This is a genomic window from Streptococcus mitis, from assembly GCF_000722765.2.
Classification (GTDB): Bacteria; Bacillota; Bacilli; order Lactobacillales; family Streptococcaceae; genus Streptococcus; species Streptococcus mitis_AQ.
In genome coordinates this window covers 1,541,041-1,567,918 of the sequence record NZ_CP028415.1, presented here as the reverse complement: position 1 = coordinate 1,567,918, position 26,878 = coordinate 1,541,041, and the positions used below count along the sequence as shown (strand labels likewise).

At 44.4% G+C, this 26,878-nt stretch carries 22 protein-coding genes and 3 pseudogenes; 13 read left to right on the top strand and 12 right to left on the bottom strand.

Annotated elements, in window-relative coordinates; translation table 11 throughout:
• Positions 1-114: 114 nt before the first annotated feature.
• From fabK to SK637_RS07795, 9 genes are read left to right on the top strand one after another with little or no spacing between them, the layout of a single operon-like run.
• On the top strand, positions 115-1,089 hold the full coding sequence (gene fabK / locus SK637_RS07835) for an enoyl-[acyl-carrier-protein] reductase FabK (RefSeq protein WP_000857445.1): 975 nt from the start codon (positions 115-117) through the stop codon (positions 1,087-1,089).
• The gene (gene fabD / locus SK637_RS07830; RefSeq protein ID WP_033689292.1) at positions 1,082-2,005 is read left to right on the top strand and encodes an ACP S-malonyltransferase; all 924 of its coding nucleotides are present in this window, start codon (positions 1,082-1,084) and stop codon (positions 2,003-2,005) included. Before fabK ends, fabD begins: the two co-directional genes overlap by 8 nt.
• A 40-nt stretch (positions 2,006-2,045) precedes the next feature.
• Complete coding sequence (gene fabG / locus SK637_RS07825) at positions 2,046-2,777, top strand: 3-oxoacyl-[acyl-carrier-protein] reductase (RefSeq protein WP_033689290.1); 732 nt, start codon at positions 2,046-2,048, stop codon at positions 2,775-2,777.
• 21 nt (positions 2,778-2,798) lie between these two features.
• A complete protein-coding gene (gene fabF, locus SK637_RS07820; RefSeq protein WP_000774070.1) occupies positions 2,799-4,034 on the top strand; it encodes a beta-ketoacyl-ACP synthase II in 1,236 nt (411 codons plus the stop codon).
• A 2-nt stretch (positions 4,035-4,036) separates the two neighbouring features.
• Positions 4,037-4,522, top strand: coding sequence for an acetyl-CoA carboxylase biotin carboxyl carrier protein (gene accB / locus SK637_RS07815; RefSeq protein ID WP_033689287.1), 486 nt, complete (start codon positions 4,037-4,039; stop codon positions 4,520-4,522).
• Positions 4,519-4,941, top strand: a complete 423-nt coding sequence (gene fabZ / locus SK637_RS07810) for a 3-hydroxyacyl-ACP dehydratase FabZ (RefSeq protein WP_033689286.1) — start codon at positions 4,519-4,521, stop codon at positions 4,939-4,941. The genes accB and fabZ overlap by 4 nt, the downstream gene beginning before the upstream one ends.
• 11 nt (positions 4,942-4,952) lie before the next feature.
• The gene (accC, locus tag SK637_RS07805; protein ID WP_033689284.1) at positions 4,953-6,320 is read left to right on the top strand and encodes an acetyl-CoA carboxylase biotin carboxylase subunit; all 1,368 of its coding nucleotides are present in this window, start codon (positions 4,953-4,955) and stop codon (positions 6,318-6,320) included.
• 36 nt (positions 6,321-6,356) lie between these two features.
• Complete coding sequence (accD, locus tag SK637_RS07800; protein ID WP_033689282.1) at positions 6,357-7,223, top strand: acetyl-CoA carboxylase, carboxyltransferase subunit beta; 867 nt, start codon at positions 6,357-6,359, stop codon at positions 7,221-7,223.
• Positions 7,220-7,987: an acetyl-CoA carboxylase carboxyl transferase subunit alpha gene (locus tag SK637_RS07795; RefSeq protein WP_033689281.1), complete on the top strand. Its 768-nt coding sequence runs from the start codon at positions 7,220-7,222 to the stop codon at positions 7,985-7,987. Before accD ends, SK637_RS07795 begins: the two co-directional genes overlap by 4 nt.
• A 114-nt stretch (positions 7,988-8,101) precedes the next feature.
• Here the strand turns inward: SK637_RS07795 and nusB are convergent, their stop codons facing one another.
• The 10 genes and pseudogenes from nusB to SK637_RS07745 form a co-directional block, all read right to left on the bottom strand.
• Entirely contained in the window at positions 8,102-8,527 is a 426-nt protein-coding gene (nusB, locus tag SK637_RS07790; protein ID WP_033689278.1) for a transcription antitermination factor NusB, read from the bottom strand.
• Positions 8,520-8,909, bottom strand: coding sequence for an Asp23/Gls24 family envelope stress response protein (locus tag SK637_RS07785; RefSeq protein WP_000510575.1), 390 nt, complete (start codon positions 8,907-8,909; stop codon positions 8,520-8,522). The genes nusB and SK637_RS07785 overlap by 8 nt, the downstream gene beginning before the upstream one ends.
• A gap of 21 nt (positions 8,910-8,930) precedes the next feature.
• Positions 8,931-9,491, bottom strand: a complete 561-nt coding sequence (efp, locus tag SK637_RS07780; protein WP_000568643.1) for an elongation factor P — start codon at positions 9,489-9,491, stop codon at positions 8,931-8,933.
• A 157-nt stretch (positions 9,492-9,648) separates the two neighbouring features.
• Positions 9,649-9,915, bottom strand: a pseudogene (locus SK637_RS07775) (glutamyl-tRNA amidotransferase); the annotation flags it as partial.
• 108 nt (positions 9,916-10,023) lie between these two features.
• On the bottom strand, positions 10,024-10,419 hold the full coding sequence (locus SK637_RS07770; protein ID WP_033689277.1) for a hypothetical protein: 396 nt from the start codon (positions 10,417-10,419) through the stop codon (positions 10,024-10,026).
• Between the two features lie 43 nt (positions 10,420-10,462).
• Positions 10,463-11,908, bottom strand: coding sequence for an Asp-tRNA(Asn)/Glu-tRNA(Gln) amidotransferase subunit GatB (gatB, locus tag SK637_RS07765; RefSeq protein WP_033689276.1), 1,446 nt, complete (start codon positions 11,906-11,908; stop codon positions 10,463-10,465).
• Complete coding sequence (gatA, locus tag SK637_RS07760; RefSeq protein ID WP_033689274.1) at positions 11,908-13,374, bottom strand: Asp-tRNA(Asn)/Glu-tRNA(Gln) amidotransferase subunit GatA; 1,467 nt, start codon at positions 13,372-13,374, stop codon at positions 11,908-11,910. The genes gatB and gatA overlap by 1 nt, the downstream gene beginning before the upstream one ends.
• The gene (gene gatC, locus SK637_RS07755) at positions 13,374-13,676 is read right to left on the bottom strand and encodes an Asp-tRNA(Asn)/Glu-tRNA(Gln) amidotransferase subunit GatC (protein WP_033689273.1); all 303 of its coding nucleotides are present in this window, start codon (positions 13,674-13,676) and stop codon (positions 13,374-13,376) included. Before gatC ends, gatA begins: the two co-directional genes overlap by 1 nt.
• A gap of 339 nt (positions 13,677-14,015) precedes the next feature.
• Positions 14,016-14,249, bottom strand: coding sequence for a DUF4160 domain-containing protein (locus SK637_RS07750; protein ID WP_033689272.1), 234 nt, complete (start codon positions 14,247-14,249; stop codon positions 14,016-14,018).
• 110 nt (positions 14,250-14,359) lie between these two features.
• Positions 14,360-14,611, bottom strand: a complete 252-nt coding sequence (locus tag SK637_RS07745) for a DUF4160 domain-containing protein (protein ID WP_033689270.1) — start codon at positions 14,609-14,611, stop codon at positions 14,360-14,362.
• Between the two features lie 223 nt (positions 14,612-14,834).
• On the opposite strand from SK637_RS07745, the gene SK637_RS07740 reads away from it, so the two are divergent.
• Both SK637_RS07740 and SK637_RS10300 read left to right on the top strand, forming a co-directional pair.
• Positions 14,835-16,379 carry a peptide chain release factor 3 gene (locus SK637_RS07740; RefSeq protein WP_033689269.1) on the top strand — a complete coding sequence of 515 codons (1,545 nt, stop codon included), beginning with the start codon at positions 14,835-14,837 and terminating at the stop codon, positions 16,377-16,379.
• A gap of 822 nt (positions 16,380-17,201) precedes the next feature.
• Positions 17,202-17,396, top strand: a pseudogene (locus SK637_RS10300) (accessory Sec-dependent serine-rich glycoprotein adhesin); the annotation flags it as partial.
• A 62-nt stretch (positions 17,397-17,458) separates the two neighbouring features.
• Here SK637_RS10300 and SK637_RS10295 read toward each other — a convergent pair.
• On the bottom strand, positions 17,459-17,728 hold the full coding sequence (locus SK637_RS10295; RefSeq protein ID WP_033689267.1) for a hypothetical protein: 270 nt from the start codon (positions 17,726-17,728) through the stop codon (positions 17,459-17,461).
• Positions 17,729-17,923: 195 nt separating this feature from the next.
• The gene (locus SK637_RS09790) at positions 17,924-18,262 is read right to left on the bottom strand and encodes a hypothetical protein (protein ID WP_033689265.1); all 339 of its coding nucleotides are present in this window, start codon (positions 18,260-18,262) and stop codon (positions 17,924-17,926) included.
• On the opposite strand from SK637_RS09790, the pseudogene SK637_RS10350 reads away from it, so the two are divergent.
• A pseudogene (locus SK637_RS10350) lies at positions 18,261-20,021 on the top strand (MiiA motif-containing surface protein); the annotation flags it as partial. The gene SK637_RS09790 and the pseudogene SK637_RS10350 sit on opposite strands and share 2 nt — an antisense overlap.
• A 78-nt stretch (positions 20,022-20,099) precedes the next feature.
• Entirely contained in the window at positions 20,100-26,825 is a 6,726-nt protein-coding gene (locus tag SK637_RS07735; protein WP_414717224.1) for an LPXTG cell wall anchor domain-containing protein, read from the top strand.
• Positions 26,826-26,878: the final 53 nt, after the last annotated feature.

Genomic DNA, 26,878 nt, shown 5'->3' with positions numbered 1-26,878 from the left:
CGAATATAGATAGAAGGAGTAGGGAAACCCGCTCCCTCTTGTTTAGGCAATAGTTTGATTGTCAAATTATGGCGGTATCGAACTATTACGTAAGCAAGAAACGATGGAGGCACTATGAAAACGCGTATTACAGAATTATTGAACATTGATTATCCTATTTTCCAAGGAGGAATGGCCTGGGTCGCTGATGGTGATTTGGCAGGGGCTGTTTCCAAGGCTGGAGGACTGGGAATTATCGGTGGGGGAAATGCCCCGAAAGAAGTTGTCAAGGCAAATATTGATAAAATCAAATCATTGACAGATAAACCCTTTGGTGTCAACATCATGCTCTTGTCTCCCTTTGTGGAGGATATTGTAGACCTCGTTATCGAGGAAGGGGTTAAGGTAGTTACAACAGGCGCAGGAAACCCAAGTAAATACATGGAACGTTTCCATGAAGCAGGGATTACAGTTATTCCTGTTGTACCAAGTGTTGCTTTAGCTAAACGCATGGAAAAAATCGGTGCGGACGCCGTTATTGCAGAAGGAATGGAAGCTGGGGGGCATATCGGTAAATTAACAACTATGACTTTGGTGCGCCAGGTTGCTGCTGCTGTATCTATTCCTGTTATTGCTGCAGGAGGAATTGCGGATGGTGAAGGTGCTGCTGCTGGCTTTATGCTAGGTGCAGAGGCTGTTCAAGTTGGAACTCGTTTTGTCGTTGCAAAAGAGTCTAATGCCCATCCAAATTACAAGGCGAAAATTTTAAAAGCTAGAGATATTGATACCACGATTTCAGCCCAACACTTTGGCCATGCTGTTCGAGCTATTAAAAACCAATTGACTCGTGATTTTGAAAAAGCTGAGAAAGATGCCTTTAAACAAGAAAATCCAGATTTGGAAATTTTTGAACAAATGGGAGCAGGTGCCCTAGCCAAAGCAGTTGTTCACGGTGATGTGGATGGCGGATCTGTCATGGCAGGTCAGATTGCAGGCCTTGTTTCTAAAGAAGAAACCGTTGAAGAAATCCTAAAAGATTTGTATTACGGAGCAGCTAAGAAAATTCAAGAAGAAGCCTCTCGTTGGGCAGGAGTTGTAAGAAATGACTAAAACAGCCTTTTTATTTGCTGGCCAAGGTGCCCAGTATCTAGGTATGGGCCGTGATCTCTATGATCACTACCCTATTGTCAAAGAAATGATTGATCAAGCGAGTCAGGTACTCGGTTATGATTTGCGTCATCTCATGGATACGGAAGAAGAAAAACTCAATCAAACCCGCTATACGCAACCAGCTATTTTAGCGACTTCAGTTGCTATCTACCGTTTATTACAAGAAAAGGGCTATCAGCCTGATATGGTTGCTGGTTTGTCTCTTGGAGAATACTCTGCCTTGGTGGCCAGCGGTGCCTTGGATTTTGAAGATGCGGTAGCCTTGGTTGCTAAGCGTGGCGCCTATATGGAAGAAGCGGCTCCTGCTGGCTCTGGTAAGATGGTGGCAGTTCTCAATACACCAGTAGAGGTTATTGAAGAAGCTTGTCGAAAAGCTTCTGAACTTGGAGTGGTTACCCCAGCCAACTATAATACACCTGCACAAATCGTGATTGGTGGTGAGGTGGTTGCGGTTGACCGCGCAGTAGAACTCTTGCAGGAAGCTGGTGCCAAACGCTTGATTCCTCTCAAGGTATCAGGTCCCTTTCATACTGCTCTCCTTGAGCCTGCTAGCCAAAAACTAGCTGAAACTCTAGCTCAAGTAAGTTTTTCAGATTTCACTTGTCCCCTAGTTGGTAATACAGAAGCTACGGTCATGAAAAAAGAAGACATTGCTCGACTTTTGACGCGTCAGGTCAAGGAACCAGTTCGTTTCTATGAAAGTATTGCGGTTATGCAAGAAGCAGGCGTAACCAACTTTATCGAGATTGGACCGGGGAAAGTCTTGTCAGGCTTTGTGAAAAAAATTGATAAGACAGCTAAACTAGCCAATGTTGAAGATCAGGCTAGTTTGGAAACTTTGCTAGAAAACAAGTAATCCCTTCTCCCATAAATACAAGAGGAAACAGGAGAAAAGAATGCAACTAGAAAATAAAAATATCTTTATTACAGGTTCGAGTCGTGGAATTGGTCTTGCCATTGCCCACAAGTTTGCTCAAGCAGGAGCCAATATTGTTTTAAACAGTCGTGGGGCAATCTCAGAAGAATTGCTCACTGAGTTTGCAAACTATGGTGTTAAGGTGGTTCCTATATCAGGAGACGTGTCAGACTTTGCAGACGCTAAGCGTATGGTTGAACAAGCTATTGCAGAGCTAGGTTCAGTAGATGTTTTGGTCAACAATGCAGGGATTACCCAAGATACCCTGATGCTCAAGATGACAGAAGCGGATTTTGAAAAAGTTCTCAAGGTTAACTTGACTGGTGCTTTTAACATGACACAATCAGTCTTGAAATCGATGATGAAAGCCAGAGAAGGTGCTATCATTAATATGTCTAGTGTTGTTGGTTTGATGGGAAATATCGGTCAAGCTAACTATGCAGCTTCTAAGGCTGGTTTGATTGGTTTTACCAAGTCTGTGGCGCGTGAAGTGGCCAATCGCAATATCAGGGTTAATGCTATTGCACCTGGAATGATTGAGTCCGATATGACAGCTGTTCTATCAGACAAGGTAAAAGATGCTATGCTGGCCCAAATTCCCATGAAAGAATTTGGACAGGCAGAGCAGGTTGCAGATTTGACAGTATTTTTAGCAGGCCAAGATTATCTAACTGGTCAAGTAGTTGCCATTGATGGTGGCTTAAGTATGTAGCAGAAGCTAGAGGTAAAAAAGATGAAACTAAATCGCGTAGTAGTAACAGGTTATGGAGTAACATCTCCAATCGGAAATACACCAGAAGAATTTTGGAATAGTTTGACAACTGGAAAAATCGGAATTGGTCCAATTACAAAATTTGATCATAGTGACTTTGATGTGCATAATGCAGCAGAAATCCAAGATTTTCCTTTTGATAAATACTTTGTTAAGAAAGATACCAATCGTTTCGATAACTACTCTTTGTATGCCTTGTACGCAGCCCAAGAAGCCGTTAATCATGCCAATTTAGATGTAGAGGCTCTTGATAAAGATCGTTTTGGTGTTATCGTGGCCTCTGGTATTGGTGGAATCAAAGAAATTGAGGATCAAGTGCTTCGACTCAACGAAAAAGGGCCAAAACGTGTGAAACCATTGACCCTTCCAAAAGCCTTGCCAAATATGGCTTCAGGAAATGTTGCTATGCGTTTTGGAGCAAACGGTGTTTGTAAATCCATCAATACTGCCTGCGCTTCATCAAATGACGCGATTGGGGATGCCTTCCGCTCAATTAAGTTTGGTTTCCAAGACGTTATGTTGGTAGGTGGTTCAGAAGCTTCGATCACACCTTTTGCTATTGCTGGTTTCCAAGCCCTAACTGCTCTCTCAACTACAGAGGATCCAACTCGTGCTTCTATCCCATTTGATAAGGACCGTAATGGGTTTGTTATGGGTGAAGGTTCAGGGATGTTGGTTCTTGAAAGTCTTGAACACGCCGAAAAACGTGGCGCTACTATCCTGGCTGAAGTGGTTGGTTACGGAAATACTTGTGATGCCTACCACATGACTTCACCACATCCAGAAGGTCAAGGAGCTATCAAGGCAATCAAACTAGCCTTGGAAGAAGCTGAGATTTCTCCAGAACAAGTAGCCTATGTCAATGCTCACGGAACATCAACTCCTGCTAATGAAAAAGGAGAAAGTGGTGCGATTGTGGCTGTTCTTGGTAAGGAAGTACCTGTATCATCAACCAAATCATTCACAGGACATTTGCTGGGGGCTGCAGGTGCAGTAGAAGCTATCGTCACAATCGAGGCTATGCGTCATAACTTTGTACCAATGACAGCTGGCACAAGCGAAGTATCAGACTATATCGAAGCCAATGTGGTTTATGGACAAGGCTTGGAGCAAGAAATTCCATACGCTATTTCAAATACCTTTGGTTTTGGTGGCCACAATGCAGTTCTTGCTTTCAAACGTTGGGAGAATAAATAACTATGAATTTAAACGATATTAAAGACTTGATGGCCCAATTTGACCAGTCAAGTTTGAGAGAATTTTCTTATAAAAATGGGACGGATGAGTTGCAGTTTAGCAAGAATGAAGCGAGACTTGTATCTGAAGTTGCAGCTCCAGTTGCTCCAGCGCCCGTTCTAGCAACACCAAGTTCAGTAGCTCCTTCATCTGCTCCTGCAGAAACTGTAGTGGCAGAAACTTCGGCACCAGCCGAAGCAAGTGTGGCTGCTGAGGGAGATGTTGTAGAGAGTCCACTTGTTGGGGTGGCTTACTTGGCTGCTGGTCCTGATAAACCTGCATTCGTTACAGTTGGTGATAGTGTCAAAAAAGGCCAAACATTGGTCATCATCGAAGCTATGAAAGTCATGAATGAAATCCCAGCTCCTAAGGATGGTGTGGTAACGGAAATTCTTGTTTCTAACGAAGAAATGGTTGAGTTTGGTAAAGGATTGGTACGTATCAAATGATTGATATTCAAGGAATCAAAGAAGCCCTTCCCCATCGTTATCCTATGCTCCTAGTGGACCGTGTCTTGGAAGTGAGCGAGAATACCATTGTTGCCATCAAAAATGTGACCATTAATGAGCCCTTCTTCAACGGTCATTTTCCTCAATACCCTGTTATGCCAGGTGTTCTAATCATGGAAGCCTTGGCGCAAACTGCTGGTGTCTTGGAGTTGTCAAAACCTGAAAATAAGGGGAAACTGGTCTTTTACGCTGGTATGGATAAGGTCAAGTTTAAGAAGCAAGTTGTACCAGGTGACCAATTGGTTATGACAGCGACTTTTGTAAAACGTCGTGGCACCATTGCCGTGGTTGAAGCAAAGGCTGAAGTGGATGGCAAGCTTGCAGCTAGTGGTACTCTTACCTTTGCAATTGGGAACTAAGGAGGTTCTCCATGTTTCGAAAAATTTTAATTGCCAATCGTGGTGAAATTGCGGTTCGAATTATCCGTGCGGCGCGTGAATTGGGGATCGCAACGGTGGCGGTTTATTCAACTGCTGATAAGGAAGCCCTGCATACGCTTTTAGCAGATGAAGCAGTTTGTATCGGCCCTGGTAAGGCAACAGAGTCTTATCTCAATATTAATGCTGTTCTATCAGCTGCAGTCTTGACTGAAGCAGAAGCCATTCACCCCGGTTTTGGATTTCTCAGTGAAAATTCCAAATTTGCTACCATGTGTGAAGAAGTTGGGATCAAGTTTATCGGTCCATCTGGCCATGTTATGGATATGATGGGGGATAAGATTAATGCGCGTGCTCAGATGATTAAAGCTGGTGTGCCTGTCATTCCAGGTTCGGATGGAGAAGTGCATAACTCTGAAGAAGCTTTGATTGTTGCTGAAGAAATTGGCTATCCTGTTATGCTCAAGGCTTCAGCAGGTGGAGGCGGTAAAGGGATTCGTAAGGTTGAAAAACCAGAAGACCTCGTTTCAGCCTTTGAAACTGCCTCTAGTGAGGCCAAGGCCAATTATGGCAATGGTGCCATGTACATAGAACGGGTTATCTATCCAGCTCGTCACATCGAGGTTCAAATCCTAGGAGATGAACACGGAAATGTGATTCACTTGGGGGAACGGGATTGTTCTCTTCAACGGAATAATCAAAAGGTTTTAGAAGAAAGTCCTTCGATTGCAATAGGAAAAACACTGCGTAATGAAATTGGTGCTGCTGCTGTTCGAGCGGCTGAGTCTGTGGGCTATGAAAATGCAGGGACTATTGAGTTTCTTCTTGATGAAGCCAGCGGTAAATTCTATTTTATGGAGATGAATACTCGTGTACAAGTAGAACATCCAGTAACAGAATTTGTTTCAGGTGTGGATATCGTTAAGGAACAAATTCGCATTGCGGCAGGTCAGCCACTGTCTGTTAAGCAAGAAGATATTGTCCTACGCGGTCATGCCATCGAGTGTCGTATCAATGCAGAAAATCCAGCCTTTAACTTTGCTCCAAGTCCAGGTAAGATTACTAATCTCCATCTGCCAAGTGGTGGAGTTGGCTTGCGCGTGGATTCAGCAGTTTATCCAGGCTATACCATTCCGCCATATTATGATAGTATGATTGCTAAAATCATCGTTCACGGTGAAAATCGTTTTGATGCCTTGATGAAAATGCAACGTGCCCTCTATGAATTAGAGATTGAAGGGGTGCAGACCAATGCAGATTTCCAGCTTGACCTCATTTCAGATCGCAATGTCATTGCTGGAGATTACGATACTTCCTTCTTGATGGAAACCTTCTTACCTAAATATCAAGAAAAAGAATAAAATGACTTTAAGAGTTTAAACCGAAAAGGGGAATCAATGGCTCTATTTAGTAAAAAAGATAAGTATATTCGAATCAATCCCAATCGTTCGGTTAGGGAAAAACCTCAAGCCAAGCCAGAGGTTCCAGATGAATTATTCTCCCAGTGTCCAGGCTGTAAGCATACCATCTATCAGAAGGATCTGGGAAGTGAGCGCATCTGTCCACATTGTAGCTATACCTTTCGTATTTCTGCCCAAGAACGCTTGGCTTTGACGATTGATATGGGGACCTTCAAGGAATTGTTTACAGGGATTGAAAGCAAGGATCCTTTGCATTTCCCTGGTTATCAAAAGAAACTAGCAGCTATGCGTGAAAAAACAGGTCTGGATGAAGCTGTTGTCACAGGAACTGCTCTTATTAAAGGTCAGACTGTGGCTCTTGGGATTATGGATTCCAACTTTATCATGGCTTCTATGGGTACAGTTGTAGGGGAGAAAATCACTCGTTTGTTTGAGTATGCGACTGTCGAACAATTGCCAGTTGTTCTCTTCACAGCCTCTGGTGGAGCTCGTATGCAGGAAGGAATCATGAGTCTCATGCAGATGGCCAAGATTTCTGCAGCAGTTAAACGCCATTCAAATGCTGGTCTCTTTTACCTGACCATTTTGACAGATCCAACGACAGGTGGTGTGACAGCTTCTTTCGCTATGGAAGGCGATATCATTCTAGCAGAACCACAGAGTTTAGTCGGTTTTGCTGGGCGTCGTGTCATTGAAAATACGGTTCGTGAAAGCTTGCCAGAGGGGTTCCAAAAGGCAGAATTCCTATTGGAACATGGTTTTGTGGATGCTATTGTCAAAAGAAGAGACTTACCAGATACGATTGCTAGCCTAGTCAGATTGCATGGAGGGTGTCCTAGATGAATATTGCAAAAATAGTCAGAGAAGCGCGTGAGCAGAGTCGCTTGACAACCTTGGACTTTGCAACAGGCATTTTTGATGAATTTATCCAATTACACGGTGACCGTTCTTTTCGTGATGATGGTGCAGTTGTTGGTGGTATCGGCTGGCTTGGAGACCAAGCTGTAACAGTGGTTGGTATCCAAAAAGGCAAGAGTTTACAAGACAATCTAAAACGGAATTTTGGACAACCGCATCCAGAAGGCTATCGCAAGGCCCTACGTTTGATGAAACAGGCTGAAAAGTTTGGTCGTCCAGTTGTGACCTTTATCAATACTGCAGGTGCTTATCCTGGTGTCGGAGCGGAAGAACGTGGACAGGGAGAAGCTATTGCTCGCAATCTCATGGAAATGAGTGACCTAAAAGTTCCGATTATCGCCATCATTATCGGTGAAGGTGGTTCAGGTGGGGCTCTGGCTCTAGCAGTCGCAGACCGTGTTTGGATGCTGGAAAATTCTATCTATGCCATTCTCAGCCCAGAAGGCTTTGCTTCCATTCTATGGAAGGACGGAACTCGTGCCATGGAAGCAGCAGAGTTGATGAAAATCACATCACATGAACTGCTAGAAATGGACGTGGTAGACAAGGTGATTTCTGAAGCAGGACTTTCTAGCAAAGAATTAATTAAGAATGTCAAAAAAGAACTACAAGATGAGCTAGCTAGACTTTCGCAAAAATCGATAGAAGCGTTGTTGGAAGAGCGTTACCAACGATTTAGAAAATACTAATACCTCAGAATACATAAAAACTAGAACTGGCAGTCAGTTCTAGTTTTTATGTGGTTCTTACTCTGTGCAGAGGGGAAAGTAAAAAAGTGCCTGGAAGACCAAACACCTTTTCGATTATTCATTTTCTTCAGTTACAAATTGACTAAGCAGTCCATTGATAAAGCGGGCTGATTTTTGATCTGAAAAATTCTTAGCGAGTTCAATGGCTTCATTGACTGCTACCAGCTGAGGTGTATCAAATGATGTGATTTCAAAGATTCCCAAGCGTAGTAAGTTTTTCTCGACCAAGGTCAAGCGTTCAACTGTCCAGCCTGACTTGAGGTGCTGGTTGATTTGTTTATCCAACTCGTCTTTTTGAGCTTGAACGCCAGAAACCAAGTTCAGAAGAAAGGCAGGGATTTGCACATCTGCATCTTCACGGTCATGCGTGTAGGCAAAGTGACAAGCTGTTTCCACATCTGTGTCAAATTCAAGGCTCATAAGAGCTTGAAAAGCGCATTTACGAAGTTCACGTCTAGATTCTAATAATGGACTAGTCATTGAGGAAGTCCTCGTTAAATAGATCTTTCAACTCAGGTTTTGGTGTTTTATCTGGAACGATTCCTGCAACATGGATGTTGACAGCAGCAAGTTCCACATCAGCCATATCTCGGACAGCATCTTTTACTGCTTTTTGAATAGCAAGAGCCACTTTTGGTACTTTCACACCGTACTCAAGGTAGAGATAGATGTCAGCAGTTAGTTCTTCGTTGCTTTCTTTTAAGTAGACGCCACGACCAAGAGAGAGTTTTGATAGGGTATCAGACACGGATTTATTTGAAAATGAATGGACACCATCAACTTTAGCAGTTGCGATGGCAATGATTTTTTCAAGTACACGTGGAGCGATAACGATTTCGCCAAATTGTTCTTCAATTCCCATAGAATGACCTCTTTCTAGAGATTAGGCACGAGAAACGTAAGTTCCTTCTGCAGTGTTGATGATCAATTTTTGTCCAGCTTCGATGAAGTCAGGAACGTTGACAACAAGTCCAGTTTCCATAGTCGCTGGTTTACCAGAACCTGTAACAGTAGCACCTTTGATAGATGGTTGTGTTTCAGCGACTGTCAATTCAACAGTAGTTGGTACAGTTACACCGATTACTTCAGTTCCGTAGAATTGGATTTTCACATCAGAGTTTTCAAGGATGTAAAGCAATTCATTTTCAACATTTACGACTGGAATTTCATATTGGTCGTAAGTTTCAGTGTTCATGAAGTAGGCAGTTTCATCCATTTTGTACAAGTATTGAGCTGGAACAGTTTCGATAATAGCTTGTTCGAATTTTTCTTCTGGACGGTAGCTTGTGTCAAAAGTAGAACCAGTACGGACATCACGCAATTTCATACGCATGATCGTGTTTCCTTTACCTGGTTTGTGGTGGCTAGCTTCCAAAACGCGGATCAATTTTCCGTCTGCAGTTTCAAATGTCATACCAGCTTTCAATTTGCTTGCTTCAATCATGTTTTTACCTCTTTAATAAATATTATTACTCTTCATTTTACCATAAAATCTTCCGGAAATAAAGCCAAAATAGTTAATGGGATTTGGTAGGGGAGAAAAAACCAACCTTAGGGCTGGTTTCTTTTATATATTAATCTTCTTTCAACTTCGCCAATTCTTAGGCAAGGAGTTTAAGGGCAACTTGTGGGTTAGCTTGGCCCTTGGTTGCTTTTATAAGGAATCCTGTGAAGGCCTTGTCTGCGTTACGTTTGCCTGACTTGAAGTCGGCAACGGCAGCTTCGTTATCTGCAAAGACTTGGTGGATAATTGGAATCAAGACAGCTGGATCTGAGATTTGGACCATACCTGCTTTTTCCACGTATTCACGCGCGCCACCGCCATTTTTAGCCAGGTGGACAAAGACTTTCTTGGTCGTAGCTGAGCTCTTCAAGAAGGATATGGCATTGAGGCTATTGAAAAGGTAGACCACTTAATTTGAATGATTATTAAACTATATTATAACCTTTAAAAATCATCTAAGATATACTTGTCGTTATTTAATAGCAGTTATCTTCTTTATGGAATGGTGTTCAATGAGCCACCCTACAATCCACCCCGTCGCTAGCAAGTAATTTTCGAAAGCACCGATAGCATTTACAGGAGAATGATACTCCATAAAATTGACTAAGTGATTTGTTCCTATTCCAATCCCACCGAAGATGAGAGCGAGAAGCACGATTCGTAGATAGAACCAATCGTACTTAATATTGACACCGAGAATAAGAATCAATACAGCTAGGTTCCATATTCCAATTTCTCGTTGCCAACCAGCTGAGATTCCGTACCCGGAGTGACTTCCCATGTATGATGGAAAGAAAATTTGTAGTATAGAAGCGCCTAGTATAGCGATGATGACTAAAACAAATAGCAATCGTAAAAATTTGTTCATTTTTTCTTCTTTCTAAAATAGAAAAAGGTATATAAAAAGTCTGTTATTCATCTTCTTTCAACTTCGCTAATTCTTGGGCAAGGAGTTTAAGGGCAACTTGTGGGTTAGCTTGGCCTTTGGTTGCTTTCATAAGGAAGCCTGTAAAGGCCTTGTCTGCGTTGCGTTTGCCTGACTTGAAGTCGGCAACTGCGGCTTCGTTATCGGCAAAGACTTGGTGGATAATTGGAATCAAGACAGCTGGATCTGAGATTTGCACCATGCCTGCTTTCTCAACGTATTCACGCGCTCCACCGCCATTTTTAGCCAGGTGGACAAAGACTTTCTTAGCAATCTTAGAAGAGATAGTACCGTCTTCGATGATGGCAATCATTTCTACCAAGTTTTCTGGTGTCAATTTTATTTGTTCAAGTGTCTTGCCTTCGGCATTCAAGAACTGAGCAACTTCTCCTTGGAGCCAGTTAGAGACTTGCTTGGCATCACCACCAAGAGCAACAGCTTTTTCAAAGAAGTCAGATGTGACTTTGTTAGCAGTCAACTGGCTAGCATCGTAGTCTGACAAGCCAAGGTCAGATACGTAGCGCGCACGGCGTTCTTTTGGAAACTCTGGCAATTCAGTACGCATTTCCTCAATCCACTCGTCTGAGATTTCAAAGAGAGGTAGGTCTGGTTCTGGGAAGTAGCGGTAGTCTGCAGCACCTTCCTTGACACGCATGAGGATAGTTGCTTTGTTAGCTTCATCGTAACGACGTGTTTCCTGACGGATTTGACCACCTGAGCGAAGGATTTCAGCTTGACGTTGGACTTCGTATTCAAGACCTTTGCGAACGTTTGAGAAGGAATTGAGGTTTTTCAACTCAGTCTTGGTACCGAATTTTTCTTGACCATAAGGGCGAAGGGAGATATTGGCATCCACACGCATAGAACCTTCTTCCATCTTAACGTCAGAAATACCAGCGTACTGGATAACTTCCTTGAGGGCTGTTAGATAAGCATAGGCTTCTTCAGGAGAACGCATGTCAGCTTCAGATACAATCTCAATCAATGGCACCCCTTGGCGGTTGAGGTCAACATAAGAGTAGCCGTCTGTACCGTGGGTGTTTTTACCAGCGTCTTCTTCTAGGTGGGCACGTTCAATACCGATTTTCTTAGTTGTACCGTCTTCTAGCTCGACTTCAATCCAACCGTTATAACCGATTGGCTCATCAAACTGAGAAATTTGGTAGGCTTTGGGATTATCAGGGTAGAAGTAGTTCTTGCGGTCAAAGTGCATCTTTTTGTGGATGTCCATATTGAGGGCAAGAGCAGCCTTGATACCGGCATCGACAACACCTTTATTGAGAACTGGCAGAACTCCTGGGAAAGACCAGTCAATCACATTGGTGTTGGCATTTTGGTCATTTCCGAAGTGGGCAGATGTAGGTGAGAAGATTTTTGAATTGGTGTTGAGCTCTACGTGGACTTCAAGTCCAATGACTGTTTCAAAGTTCATTAGTTGTCACCTCCAAAAATCACGGGTTGTTGTTTGTGGTAGTCTGTTGTTGCTTCAAAAGCAGCGGCAGCTTGGTAAATGGTTTCCTCAGAGTACTTAGGACCGATCAATTGGAGACCGACAGGCAGACCTTGAGAGAATCCAGCAGGAATAGAAATTCCAGGCAGTCCTGCCAAGTTTACAGGTATGGTCAAGAGGTCAGCCAAGTACATAGCAACTGGGTCGTGGTTGAGTGAATCCAAGTCATAGGCAACACTAGGAGCAGTTGGGCCCAAAATCAAGTCGTAATCCGCGAAGACTTTTTCGAAATCTTGGATGATGAGGGTACGGACCTGGCCAGCCTTCTTATAGTAGGCGTCATAGTAACCTGATGAAAGACTGAATGTACCAAGCATGATACGGCGTTTAACCTCTTCACCGAAACCTTGGCTACGGCTGTTTACATAGATTTCATCAAGGTTGGTTGCATCTTCTGCGCGGTAGCCGTAACGGATACCGTCAAAACGTTGCAAGTTTGATGAAGCTTCAGATGAAGCAATGATGTAGTAGACGGCAACACCGTATTTTGAGTGAGGTAGACTCACTTCTTCAACAATAGCACCAAGTTTTTCAAAGTGTTTGGCTGCGTTCAGAATGGTTCCCTTAACCTCTGGGTCAATCCCTTCACCGAGGTATTCTTTAGGCAAAGCGATTTTCATACCCTTGATGTCTTGGCCGATTTTTGAAGTAAAGTCGGCAATGCGGACAGGAGCAGAAGTAGAGTCTTTGGCATCTTCGCTGGCAATAGCGTTGAGCAAGAGGGCGTTTTCCTTAACAGTTGGTGCGAAAGGTCCAATCTGGTCTAATGAGCTACCAAAGGCAATGAGACCGAAACGAGAAACCGTTCCGTAGGTTGGTTTGAGACCGACGATCCCGTTGAAGGCAGCAGGTTGGCGGATAGAACCACCTGTATCAGATCCAAGAGACAAGCGGACTTGTCCTGAGGCTACGGCTGCGGCAGAACCACTTGATGAACCACCAGGAACTTTGCTGTGGTCCCAAGCATTTGTAGTGGCACCGTAGTGAGAAGTCTCACCTGAACCACCCATGGCAAATTCGTCCATGTTTGTTTTCCCAACAACAATCATACCCTTAGCTTTAGCATTGGAAACGGCTGTCGCATCAAAAATAGGCTCATAGTTGTAGAGCATTTTTGATGCAGCAGTTGTGAGAATACCATCAGTAGAGATGTTATCCTTAACTGCAAGTGGAATTCCTGAGAGGACATTATCAGCATCGATTCCTGCTTCATCAATAGCTTTAGCTTGCGCAAGGGCTTGTTCCTCAGCGATGGTAACAAAAGCGTTGATAGCTGTCTCTCGAGACTTGATATCTTCAAGCGTTGCTTGGGTTAATTCTGTTGCAGAAATTTCCTTAGAGACAAGGAGATTGTGCAAGTCTTCAATGGTTTTATTGTTGAAATTCATTAGGCATCTCCTCCATCGTCTAGGATAGCTGGTACCTTGATATAGTAGTTGTCTTTTTCAGGTACGTTTTTAAACAAGCGATCGCGGTCTGTTCCTTCTTCGGCCACATCAGGGCGGAGTACAGTCTTGCGGTCGGCCATAGTCGTAGTAGGTGCGACACCAGTTGTGTCAACTTCGCCTAGCAACTCAATCATGTCAACAATCTTAGACAAGGTAGTCGCAAAGGCAGCAGTTTCTTCTTCAGAGAATCTTAATTTTGAAAGATTGGCAACGTGTGTTACCTCTTCTTGCGTAATTTTCATCTTGCATCCTTTCGTGAAATGATGATTTTTAGTCTGTTCTATTTTACCATATTTTCCTATAAATAAGGGAGGGAAAGCTGAAAAAAGACATCTGGCAAGTCAAGAAAGAGATTTTTAAAGAGACAAAAAAATAGCCGTCCTAACTTTGGCGAGTTAACGAGCTATTTTTTAGTTATGTAACTACAGCCACCGTCTTAAACGGCTCTGTGGGGTGTTGTTGACGCAACACCTTTTTCTATATTCATTGTAACATTAGTGGGGCAATAGTTGAATAGTAGGCATTAAAATTGCTAGATAGTTTTTGTTTGTTGTTGATTAGCAAACTAAGATTCTTTGATTTTAATATGTACTCTTTTGGTATTCATTCCATAAAGCCTGAAGTTCAACTGCATTTTCTAAGACATATTGCCTTATCATTTTTAGGTCTTTTGCTTTTGCTTTACCATCTCTCAGTTCACCGTTCAGAAACATTGAACCCACTTCTTCTCCGTGGATATAAAAGTGAATATGCGCTTTTTGACCTTTATGGTTATGTTCGTTAGGACGAATTTCAATACCATGCTTTATACTCAATAAAAATCAAAGAGCAAACTAGAAAGCTAGGCGCAGGCAGTACTTGAGTACGACAAGCCGACGCTGACGTGGTTTGAATTTGATTTTTGAAGAGTATTAGGAAAGAATATTTAGGCATGTAATAATCCCACGTAGTCCTTCCATGTTTCAAGGTAGTTATCGCGATTTAACTTAATTTGCTTTTGAGCAAAACGAATATCATAGTCTGCCAAGTCCAAATTTTCCAATACTTCTCCAGTTAGAATACTAAAGGTTCCAATTAATTCATCGTCATCATACATGCACAAAATAGGGTTGTTTGGATTCTTGTAAATATCATCTTTTGTCACTTCTAAATTAGTTACACCAAATTCTTTGAACATGATTATATCTCCTCTTTGTTTTATTATATCATTTTTGCTAGAATTGTCACGATTTTCTATCTATTTGACTACAAGGAAAAGCTTTTATTCAATATAAAATAGAAATTGAAAAAAATGCTAAAATCCGATATAATGGAGTGTTGAAAGGAATGGTAAAATCCAATGTAAAAATCATTCTTAGCTATTGAAACAAGAAAAATAGAGAATCAAAGAAAGAGAACTTATGAATATTCAAGAAGAAATTAAGAAACGTCGTACTTTTGCCATCATCTCCCACCCTGACGCGGGGAAAACAACCATCACTGAGCAACTGCTCTACTTTGGGGGCGAGATTCGTGAGGCTGGTACTGTAAAAGGGAAGAAAACAGGGACTTTTGCCAAGTCTGACTGGATGGATATCGAGAAGCAACGTGGGATTTCCGTTACTTCATCTGTGATGCAGTTTGACTACGATGGTAAGCGCGTCAATATCCTCGACACCCCAGGGCACGAGGATTTCTCAGAAGATACCTATCGTACCTTGATGGCGGTGGATGCTGCAGTCATGGTCGTGGACTCTGCCAAGGGGATCGAGGCCCAAACCAAGAAATTGTTTGAGGTTGTGAAACACCGTGGCATTCCTGTCTTTACATTTATGAACAAGCTGGACCGTGACGGTCGTGAGCCTTTGGAACTCTTGCAAGAATTGGAAGAAGTCTTGGGCATTGCTAGCTATCCGATGAACTGGCCAATCGGGATGGGGAAAGCCTTCGAAGGCTTGTATGACCTCTATAACCAACGCTTGGAGCTCTATAAAGGGGATGAGCGTTTTGCTAGTCTAGAAGATGGAGACAAGCTTTTTGGTAGCAATCCTTTCTACGAGCAAGTTAAGGATGATATTGAGCTTTTAAATGAAGCTGGGAATGAGTTTTCAGAGGAAGCTATCCTTGCTGGAGAATTGACACCTGTCTTCTTCGGTTCAGCCCTTACTAACTTTGGTGTGCAGACCTTCCTTGAGACTTTTCTTAAGTTTGCTCCAGAACCACATGGACACAAGAAAACAGACGGTGAAATTGTGGACCCTTATGACAAGGATTTCTCAGGATTTGTCTTTAAAATCCAAGCCAATATGGACCCTCGTCACCGTGACCGTATTGCTTTTGTCCGTATCGTATCGGGTGAATTTGAACGTGGTATGAGTGTCAACCTGCCTCGTACTGGTAAGGGTGCCAAACTGTCTAATGTTACCCAGTTTATGGCGGAAAGTCGTGAGAATGTGACCAACGCCGTGGCCGGTGATATTATCGGTGTTTACGATACAGGTACTTATCAGGTTGGGGATACCTTGACAGTTGGAAAAAATAAGTTTGAGTTTGAACCGTTGCCAACCTTTACTCCTGAAATTTTCATGAAAGTTTCTGCTAAGAATGTCATGAAGCAGAAATCCTTCCACAAGGGAATCGAGCAATTGGTGCAAGAAGGAGCCATTCAGCTTTATAAGAATTACCAAACAGGTGAGTATATGCTAGGTGCTGTTGGTCAACTTCAATTTGAAGTATTTAAGCACCGTATGGAAGGTGAGTACAATGCGGAAGTGGTCATGAGCCCAATGGGTAAAAAGACCGTTCGTTGGATCAAGCCTGAGGACTTGGATGAACGGATGTCATCAAGCCGAAATATCTTGGCCAAAGACCGTTTCGACCAACCAGTCTTCCTCTTTGAGAATGACTTTGCCCTCCGCTGGTTTGCGGACAAGTATCCAGATGTAGAGTTGGAAGAGAAGATGTGACTCAGTACCAACAATTGGAACTAAAGTTCCTAATTGTTGGACGCTAGTCGCTATTTGGCGAACTAGCTAACTGCCTCACTAACTGAGTTTTACAAATGAAATCGATTTGTAAAACTCAGTGTCGTAATCTAATAATCGGTAACTGTTATGGCGGCTTACCTAAACGCTTCACTAGGAAAAATCCACGAATGGTATCGATTCGTGGACTTTTCCGTCGTAATGGGAAGGAAGCGAACTAGCTAACTGCCTTACTAACTACGTTTGGTAAATGGAATCGATTTCCCAAACTCTTTGTCGTAGTTTAGTAAATGTATTTGATTGTGTAACAATCTAAGTAACTAACGCCAAGTTTCTATGGAACTTGGCTAGGCGCTCCACTAGTAAAGTTTTACGAATATTATCGATTCGTGTATTTTTCTGTCGTAACGGGTAGTGAGTAGTCTAGCTAACTACCTCACTAACTGAATAAATTGAAAAATAGACTAGATAACTAGAAAAAAACATCAATAGAATGTCCATGATTATAACCTAATCGTGGGCATTTTTGACAGGAGTTATAGAGGAGAATCGAGTTGATTCGAAGCAATTTCTTATGAAAATCTATTGTCACAAGACCTACCTAGATAGTATTTTTGCATTACATTATGAATTATCAATGAAACAGGAATAATCAAGTTTTTATATTTCAAAATATTTGAATAGCAATGTGATATAAAAATATATCAAATTCCTTGACTGTCGTTTGCACTTGGAGTATACTATAAAAGTATGATTAAAATTGGGTGGATTGTCCACTTTAAGAATGTGACGAAAGGATAAATCATGTTTTTTAGACGTCAAAAAGGTGAGTATAGAGAAACCGACCGAGTGACGCGGTATAAGTTGATCAAATCAGGAAAACATTGGTTGCGAGCTTCAACCTCTCTTTTTGGTTTGTTCAAGGTCTTGCGGGGTGGTGTAGATACGACTCAAGTCATGACAGAGGTAGTAGAGGATAAAGTGAATCCTTCTATTACAGGTCTGGATATTATCAAGGGACTTGCTGCAACAGGGGCTGTTTTAGGGGGTACTGTTGCTACTCAAACAAAAGTGTTTGCAAATGAAACAGTAGCCGTGGAAAAAACACTGGAAAATCCAGATCTTTTGGTTACAAATGATACCGTAGTTTTGGGTACGACATCTGTAAATAATTCAGAGAATTCTGCTAGCTTGTCTACTTCTTTGAGCGAAAGTACTTCGATGTCAGAATCTGTATCTAAGAGTTCGTCAGCAAGTGCTTCGAAGAGTACTTCTCTAAGTGCCTCAGAAAGTACTTCTAATAGTGCTTCGACAAGCGCCTCTGTCAGCACCTCTACTAGTATCAGTCAATCGACAAGTGAGCCGGGTAGCTTTTCTACAGTGTCAAGTCTATCAGTTGAACAGAGTACTTCTGCTACAGCAACTGAGCAAGATTCTTCTGTGTCAAAAGAATCAACTGGCCTTAAAATCGATTCTGCTTTACTAAAGGCAACTGAAATTGACGGGAAGGTTAGTGCGAGCGCTGCTCAATCAACTTCTACCACGACTAGTATCGTAGGAGTTACTGCCGGTGCTATCGCAACAGCAGAAGTTTCAGCTAAGCAGCAAGATGACAATCGTAAGAAGTTGACAAAACTTTCAGCTGAGATGGGTGAGTACCTAGCTAAAGCTGTTGGTTTACCAAATACTGATTCAGCCATCACTAAGGTCAATGCTGCGGTAACTGAGATTGAAAAAGCCTTAGCTGATCCAACTAGTGATTTGACAGCAGTGGTGCAAAAAGCGACTCTAGCTCGTAATTCTATTGTTAATGCCGTTTTGAGAGCCAATTCAGGCGCGCGTGATGCTCGTAATGGTAAAGCCATGTTGCGCGATGCTTCTCTTCGAGCAAGTTGGGCTCCTAATCAGAATGACGGCCGTATAACAGTAAGTAGTCCAGATGCTACTTTTGATAAGGCTACTGGTATCGCGACGTATACCATGAATGTTCAGGCTAATAGTGCTTTGAGCAATGTAGGTGTTAAAATAAATGTCGGCCAAGGTGGCCATGTCCAAAGTGCGACATTTAATGGCAACTCTATGGAGAAAACCTTTACTCAGGGTTCTGAGATTGTTTATAATTACAGACATGGACAAAATAAGAACTTAAACGGTAGGATTGAAGTTAAAGTAAAATATGACAACAATGTGCCGACTGCAACTGCAGATATGCAGGTTCAGGTTAGCTCGGCACCTATCGATCAAAATACTCAAGGTAATGCTTCTGGAGTTCAATCTGCAAGTGTTCCAACAGGGTATAGACAGCAAAATACAAATAATCAAACAACTTCAAAACTTGGCCCACAATACAATATTGATAATCGTTACAAAGAAGTATATAATGGCGATTCAATTAATGATTTGATTGGTATTCAAAGGCGTTCGGATAGCAATATATATATCTATGGTTTAGAACAAAGCGACCCTGTCCCAGGTGTTAACTATGTTGGAAACCAGATGGGTGTACCTGGTATCAACAGGCCTAATGTATTTAGTTATCTCCTAGGTACAGTTGGTGGTAACGATTTATCGGCACAGATAGGAAAAGAGTACACCTATAATTTTTCATCTGGTCAGTATAATGGCCAAATAGCTAGAGATTCTGTTAAGTTCCTTATCAAAGGTTTCAATGAGCGCCATGATATTCAAAGTGGTGATATTGTTAGAGTCTCTGATTTGAGTCATTTAACTCCTGAAGAAATTAAGGAAGTTTATAATAACTTTATTAACGATGATGCTAATAAACGTGATTTACTGTCTAATCAAGATGTAGTAAAAAATGGTACACAGCCAAATTTATCTTATGCCGAAAATGGGAAGGTGACTTTATCATATCCTGGAACCAAGTCGAAAATTGAAGTTGATACTGATGGTACTATTACAGTTACTTATCGTGATGGTACATCAAGTACAATCAATGCAACCCTAGAGAAGGAAAAGGAAATTCCTGATGTTAATGTATCCGTAACTCGGAATGGGAAAGAAATCCAACCAGTTATTGGGAAGGATGGAAATAAATACTATTACATTTATGCGGGTGATGATTTCAAAGTTGATATGACTGCGACTGATAACAAGGGCAAATTAAGAGAATTTAAACTTGTTCCGGAATCTGATGGAAATCGTCCGGCTTCGGACTTGGCTAATAATTTCTTTAAAGATCCTAAATATGGTACGGGGACAGTTACTTCCTTGTCAGACCCTAATGGCGAAATTGTTGCGACGACATCTAGTCCAGCTCGTATTACCGCTACTGGACACATGAAGGATGATTTGAAATTTGAAGATGGGAATTATTGGCGCAGAAATGCTATTGCGACAGATAAGGCTGGTAACTATAATCAGGCTGGGGATGCCAATAAAGGAAACTTCTTTATTAAACAAGGCAAATTGTCAGATATTATGGATGGTGTAGGACCTTCTGAAACTTTCCAAGTAGAAAATATCTCTCAATTGAACTCTCAAGAAAAAGCCCGTATATTGGCTGCTGTTGAAAAACTAAATAATAAGACGGAAAAGCGTATTGATTCCTTCAGTGTTAGCGACAATGGTACAGTCACTATTACGTATAAAGATAGGACTACAGATACGGTAACTATAAAAGTGTCTGATAGTGATTATAAGAGTAGAAGTGCTTCTACTAGTCTAAGTCAAAGTTCTTCAATCAGTGCCTCAACGAGCGCGTCTAAATCCGCGTCAACGAGAGCGAGCCAAAGTGTCTCAACGAGCGCGTCTAAGTCCGCATCGACTAAAGCAAGTCAATCAGCGTCAACCAGTGCAAGTCAAAGTGCTTCAACGAGCGCATCTAAGTCAGCGTCGACTAGTGCGAGTCAAAGTGCATCAACAAGCGCATCTAAGTCCGCTTCAACGAGCGCATCTAAGTCCGCATCGACAAGTTCGTCTAAGTCCGCTTCAACGAGCGCGTCTAAGTCCGCATCGACAAGTGCATCTAAGTCCGCTTCAACAAGTGCCAGCCAAAGTGCATCAACAAGCGCGTCTAAGTCCGCTTCAACAAGTGCCAGCCAAAGTGCCTCAACGAGCGCGTCTAAGTCCGCTTCAACAAGTGCCAGCCAAAGTGCATCAACAAGCGCATCTAAGTCCGCATCGACAAGTGCGAGCCAAAGTGCCTCAACGAGCGCGTCTAAGTCCGCTTCAACAAGTGCCAGCCAAAGTGCTTCAACGAGCGCGTCTAAGTCAGCGTCAACAAGTGCCAGCCAAAGTGCTTCAACGAGCGCGTCTAAGTCCGCTTCAACAAGTGCCAGCCAAAGTGCTTCAACGAGCGCGTCTAAGTCCGCTTCAACAAGTGCAAGCCAAAGTGCTTCAACGAGCGCATCTAAGTCCGCGTCAACAAGTGCAAGCCAAAGTGCTTCAACGAGTGCGTCTAAATCCGCATCAACAAGTGCGAGCCAAAGTGCCTCAACGAGCGCGTCTAAATCCGCTTCAACAAGTGCGAGTCAAAGTGCATCAACAAGCGCTTCAGCCTCAGCAAGCACATCGGCTTCTGAGTCAGCCTCAACAAGCGCAAGCGAATCAGCAAGCACAAGCGCCTCTGAGTCAGCAAGCACATCGGCATCAGAATCAGCGTCAACAAGTGCTTCAGCCTCAGCAAGCACAAGCGCATCAGAGTCAGCCTCAACAAGTGCTTCAGCCTCAGCAAGTACATCAGCATCTGAATCGGCCTCAACGTCTGCTTCAGCTTCAGCCAGCACATCAGCATCTGAATCAGCGTCAACGTCTGCTTCAGCTTCAGCCAGCACAAGCGCATCTGCCTCAGCATCAACAAGTGCGTCAGCCTCAGCAAGCACATCGGCCTCTGAATCAGCATCAACAAGTGCGAGCCAATCAGCAAGCACAAGTGCATCAGAGTCAGCGTCAACAAGTGCGTCAGCCTCAGCAAGCACATCGGCATCAGAATCAGCGTCAACAAGTGCCTCAGCGTCAGCAAGTACATCAGCTTCAGAATCAGCGTCAACAAGTGCTTCAGCATCAGCAAGCACATCGGCATCAGAATCAGCGTCAACAAGCGCATCAGAATCAGCATCAACGTCTGCCTCAGCCTCAGCAAGTACATCGGCATCAGAATCAGCGTCAACAAGTGCGAGCCAATCAGCAAGCACAAGTGCCTCTGAATCAGCGTCAACAAGTGCTTCAGCAAGTACATCAGCTTCAGAATCAGCGTCAACAAGCGCATCAGCCTCAGCAAGCACATCAGCTTCTGAATCGGCCTCAACGTCTGCTTCAGCCTCAGCAAGCACAAGTGCATCAGAGTCAGCGTCAACAAGTGCGTCAGCTTCAGCAAGTACAAGTGCATCTGAGTCAGCGTCAACAAGTGCTTCAGCCTCAGCAAGCACATCGGCATCAGAATCAGCGTCAACAAGCGCATCAGAATCAGCATCAACGTCTGCCTCAGCCTCAGCAAGTACATCGGCATCAGAATCAGCGTCAACAAGTGCGAGCCAATCAGCAAGCACAAGTGCCTCTGAATCAGCGTCAACAAGTGCTTCAGCAAGTACATCAGCTTCAGAATCAGCGTCAACAAGCGCATCAGCCTCAGCAAGCACATCGGCATCAGAATCAGCGTCAACAAGTGCGAGCCAATCAGCAAGCACAAGTGCATCTGAATCAGCGTCAACAAGTGCTTCAGCTTCAGCAAGCACAAGTGCCTCTGAATCAGCGTCAACAAGTGCTTCAGCCTCAGCAAGCACATCGGCATCAGAATCAGCGTCAACAAGCGCATCAGCCTCAGCAAGCACATCGGCATCAGAATCAGCGTCAACAAGCGCATCAGCCTCAGCAAGTACATCGGCTTCTGAGTCAGCGTCAACAAGTGCCTCTGAATCAGCGTCAACAAGCGCATCAGAATCAGCATCAACAAGTGCCTCTGAATCAGCGTCAACAAGTGCGTCAGCCTCAGCAAGTACATCGGCTTCTGAGTCAGCGTCAACAAGTGCGAGCCAATCAGCAAGCACATCAGCCTCTGAATCGGCCTCAACGTCTGCTTCAGCTTCAGCAAGCACATCAGCTTCTGAGTCCGCATCAACGTCTGCATCAGCCTCAGCAAGCACAAGCGCTTCTGAATCAGCGTCAACAAGTGCGTCAGCCTCAGCAAGCACATCGGCATCAGAATCAGCGTCAACAAGCGCATCAGCCTCAGCATCAACGTCTGCCTCAGCCTCAGCAAGTACATCGGCATCAGAATCAGCGTCAACAAGTGCGAGCCAATCAGCAAGCACAAGTGCCTCTGAATCAGCGTCAACAAGTGCTTCAGCAGCAAGTACATCAGCTTCAGAATCAGCGTCAACAAGCGCATCAGCCTCAGCAAGCACATCAGCTTCTGAATCGGCCTCAACGTCTGCTTCAGCCTCAGCAAGCACAAGTGCATCAGAGTCAGCGTCAACAAGTGCGTCAGCTTCAGCAAGTACAAGTGCATCTGAATCAGCGTCAACAAGTGCGAGCCAATCAGCAAGCACATCGGCCTCTGAGTCAGCATCAACAAGTGCATCAGCCTCAGCAAGTACATCGGCTTCTGAATCAGCGTCAACAAGCGCATCAGCCTCAGCAAGCACATCGGCATCAGAATCAGCGTCAACAAGTGCGAGCCAATCAGCAAGCACAAGTGCATCTGAATCAGCGTCAACAAGTGCTTCAGCTTCAGCAAGCACAAGTGCCTCTGAATCAGCGTCAACAAGTGCTTCAGCCTCAGCAAGCACATCGGCATCAGAATCAGCGTCAACAAGCGCATCAGCCTCAGCAAGCACATCGGCATCAGAATCAGCGTCAACAAGCGCATCAGCCTCAGCAAGTACATCGGCTTCTGAGTCAGCGTCAACAAGTGCCTCTGAATCAGCGTCAACAAGCGCATCAGAATCAGCAAGTACATCGGCTTCTGAGTCAGCATCAACGTCTGCATCTGAATCAGCATCAACAAGTGCGTCAGCCTCAGCAAGTACATCGGCATCAGAATCAGCGTCAACAAGTGCCTCAGAATCAGCGTCAACAAGCGCATCAGAATCAGCATCAACAAGTGCCTCTGAATCAGCGTCAACAAGTGCGTCAGCCTCAGCAAGTACATCGGCTTCTGAGTCAGCGTCAACAAGTGCGAGCCAATCAGCAAGCACATCGGCTTCTGAGTCCGCATCAACAAGTGCCTCAGCCTCAGCAAGCACATCGGCCTCTGAATCAGCCTCAACAAGTGCATCAGCCTCAGCAAGCACATCAGCTTCTGAATCGGCCTCAACGTCTGCGTCAGCTTCAGCAAGCACATCGGCTTCTGAGTCAGCGTCAACAAGTGCGAGCCAATCAGCAAGTACAAGCGCATCAGAGTCAGCGTCGACAAGTGCGTCAGCCTCAGCAAGCACATCGGCTTCTGAGTCAGCGTCAACAAGTGCGTCAGCCTCAGCAAGTACATCAGCATCTGAGTCAGCATCAACAAGTGCCTCAGCGTCAGCAAGTACATCAGCTTCAGAATCAGCGTCAACAAGTGCTTCAGCATCAGCAAGCACATCGGCATCAGAATCAGCATCAACGTCTGCCTCAGCGTCAGCAAGTACATCAGCTTCAGAATCAGCGTCAACAAGTGCTTCAGCATCAGCAAGCACATCGGCATCAGAATCAGCGTCAACAAGCGCATCAGAATCAGCATCAACGTCTGCCTCAGCCTCAGCAAGTACATCGGCATCAGAATCAGCGTCAACAAGTGCTTCAGCTTCAGCAAGTACATCGGCTTCTGAGTCAGCGTCAACAAGTGCGTCAGCCTCAGCAAGTACATCGGCTTCTGAGTCAGCGTCAACAAGTGCTTCAGCCTCAGCAAGCACATCGGCATCAGAATCAGCGTCAACAAGTGCCTCTGAATCAGCGTCAACAAGTGCAAGCGAATCAGCAAGTACATCGGCTTCTGAGTCAGCATCAACGTCTGCCTCAGCCTCAGCAAGTACATCGGCATCAGAATCAGCGTCAACAAGTGCATCAGCCTCAGCAAGCACAAGTGCCTCTGAATCAGCGTCAACAAGTGCGTCAGCCTCAGCAAGCACATCGGCATCAGAATCAGCGTCAACAAGTGCGAGCCAATCAGCAAGCACAAGTGCATCTGAATCAGCGTCAACAAGTGCTTCAGCTTCAGCAAGCACAAGTGCCTCTGAATCAGCGTCAACAAGTGCTTCAGCCTCAGCAAGCACATCGGCATCAGAATCAGCGTCAACAAGCGCATCAGCCTCAGCAAGCACATCGGCATCAGAATCAGCGTCAACAAGCGCATCAGCCTCAGCAAGTACATCGGCTTCTGAGTCAGCGTCAACAAGCGCATCAGCCTCAGCAAGCACATCGGCATCAGAATCAGCGTCAACAAGCGCATCAGCCTCAGCAAGTACATCGGCTTCTGAGTCAGCGTCAACAAGTGCGAGCCAATCAGCAAGCACATCAGCCTCTGAATCGGCCTCAACGTCTGCTTCAGCTTCAGCAAGTACATCAGCTTCTGAATCAGCGTCAACAAGCGCATCAGCCTCAGCAAGCACATCAGCTTCTGAATCGGCCTCAACGTCTGCTTCAGCCTCAGCAAGCACAAGCGCTTCTGAGTCAGCATCAACAAGTGCTTCAGCATCAGCAAGCACATCAGCATCTGAGTCAGCGTCAACAAGTGCTTCAGCTTCAGCAAGTACATCGGCTTCTGAGTCAGCGTCAACAAGTGCGTCAGCCTCAGCAAGTACATCGGCTTCTGAATCAGCGTCAACAAGCGCATCAGCCTCAGCAAGTACATCGGCTTCTGAGTCAGCGTCAACAAGTGCGTCAGCCTCAGCAAGTACATCGGCTTCTGAATCAGCGTCAACAAGCGCATCAGCCTCAGCAAGCACATCGGCATCAGAATCAGCGTCAACAAGTGCGAGCCAATCAGCAAGCACAAGTGCATCTGAATCAGCGTCAACAAGTGCTTCAGCTTCAGCAAGCACAAGTGCCTCTGAATCAGCGTCAACAAGTGCGTCAGCCTCAGCAAGCACATCGGCATCAGAATCAGCGTCAACAAGCGCATCAGCCTCAGCAAGCACATCGGCATCAGAATCAGCGTCAACAAGCGCATCAGCCTCAGCAAGTACATCGGCTTCTGAGTCAGCGTCAACAAGTGCCTCTGAATCAGCGTCAACAAGTGCGTCAGCCTCAGCAAGTACATCGGCTTCTGAATCAGCGTCAACAAGCGCATCAGCCTCAGCAAGTACATCGGCTTCTGAGTCAGCGTCAACAAGTGCGTCAGCCTCAGCAAGTACATCGGCTTCTGAATCAGCGTCAACAAGTGCGTCAGCCTCAGCAAGCACATCGGCATCAGAATCAGCGTCAACAAGCGCATCAGCCTCAGCATCAACGTCTGCCTCAGCCTCAGCAAGCACATCGGCATCAGAATCAGCGTCAACAAGCGCATCAGCCTCAGCAAGTACATCGGCTTCTGAGTCAGCGTCAACAAGTGCGAGCCAATCAGCAAGCACATCAGCCTCTGAATCGGCCTCAACGTCTGCTTCAGCTTCAGCAAGCACATCAGCTTCTGAGTCCGCATCAACGTCTGCATCAGCCTCAGCAAGCACAAGCGCTTCTGAATCAGCGTCAACAAGTGCGTCAGCCTCAGCAAGCACATCGGCCTCTGAATCAGCGTCAACAAGCGCATCAGAATCAGCATCAACAAGTGCCTCTGAATCAGCGTCAACAAGTGCAAGCGAATCAGCAAGTACATCGGCTTCTGAGTCAGCATCAACGTCTGCATCTGAATCTGAATCAGCATCAACAAGTGCGTCAGCCTCAGCAAGTACATCGGCATCAGAATCAGCGTCAACAAGTGCCTCAGAATCAGCGTCAACAAGCGCATCAGAATCAGCATCAACAAGTGCCTCTGAATCAGCGTCAACAAGTGCGTCAGCCTCAGCAAGTACATCGGCTTCTGAGTCAGCGTCAACAAGTGCGAGCCAATCAGCAAGCACATCAGCCTCTGAATCGGCCTCAACGTCTGCTTCAGCTTCAGCAAGCACATCAGCTTCTGAGTCCGCATCAACGTCTGCATCAGAATCAGCAAGCACAAGCGCTTCTGAGTCAGCATCAACAAGTGCTTCAGCTTCAGCAAGCACATCAGCTTCTGCATCAGCCTCAGCAAGCACATCGGCCTCTGAATCAGCGTCAACAAGTGCTCCAGCATCGACAAGCACATCGACCTCAGCAAGTACCAACTCTTCAAATTCAGTAAACCATTCGAACTCACAAGTTGGAAATACATCTGAATCATCAGGTAAGTCACAAAAAGAATTGCCAAATACAGGTACTGAGTCGTCAACTGGATCTGTGTTGCTTGGTGCTTTAGCAGCTGTTACAGGTATTGGTTTGGTTGCGAAACGCCGTAAGCGTGATGAAGAAGAGTAAGGATATCCAATAGATTTAGGCTAAACTAACTCGTGCACGTAAATCATAGAAAC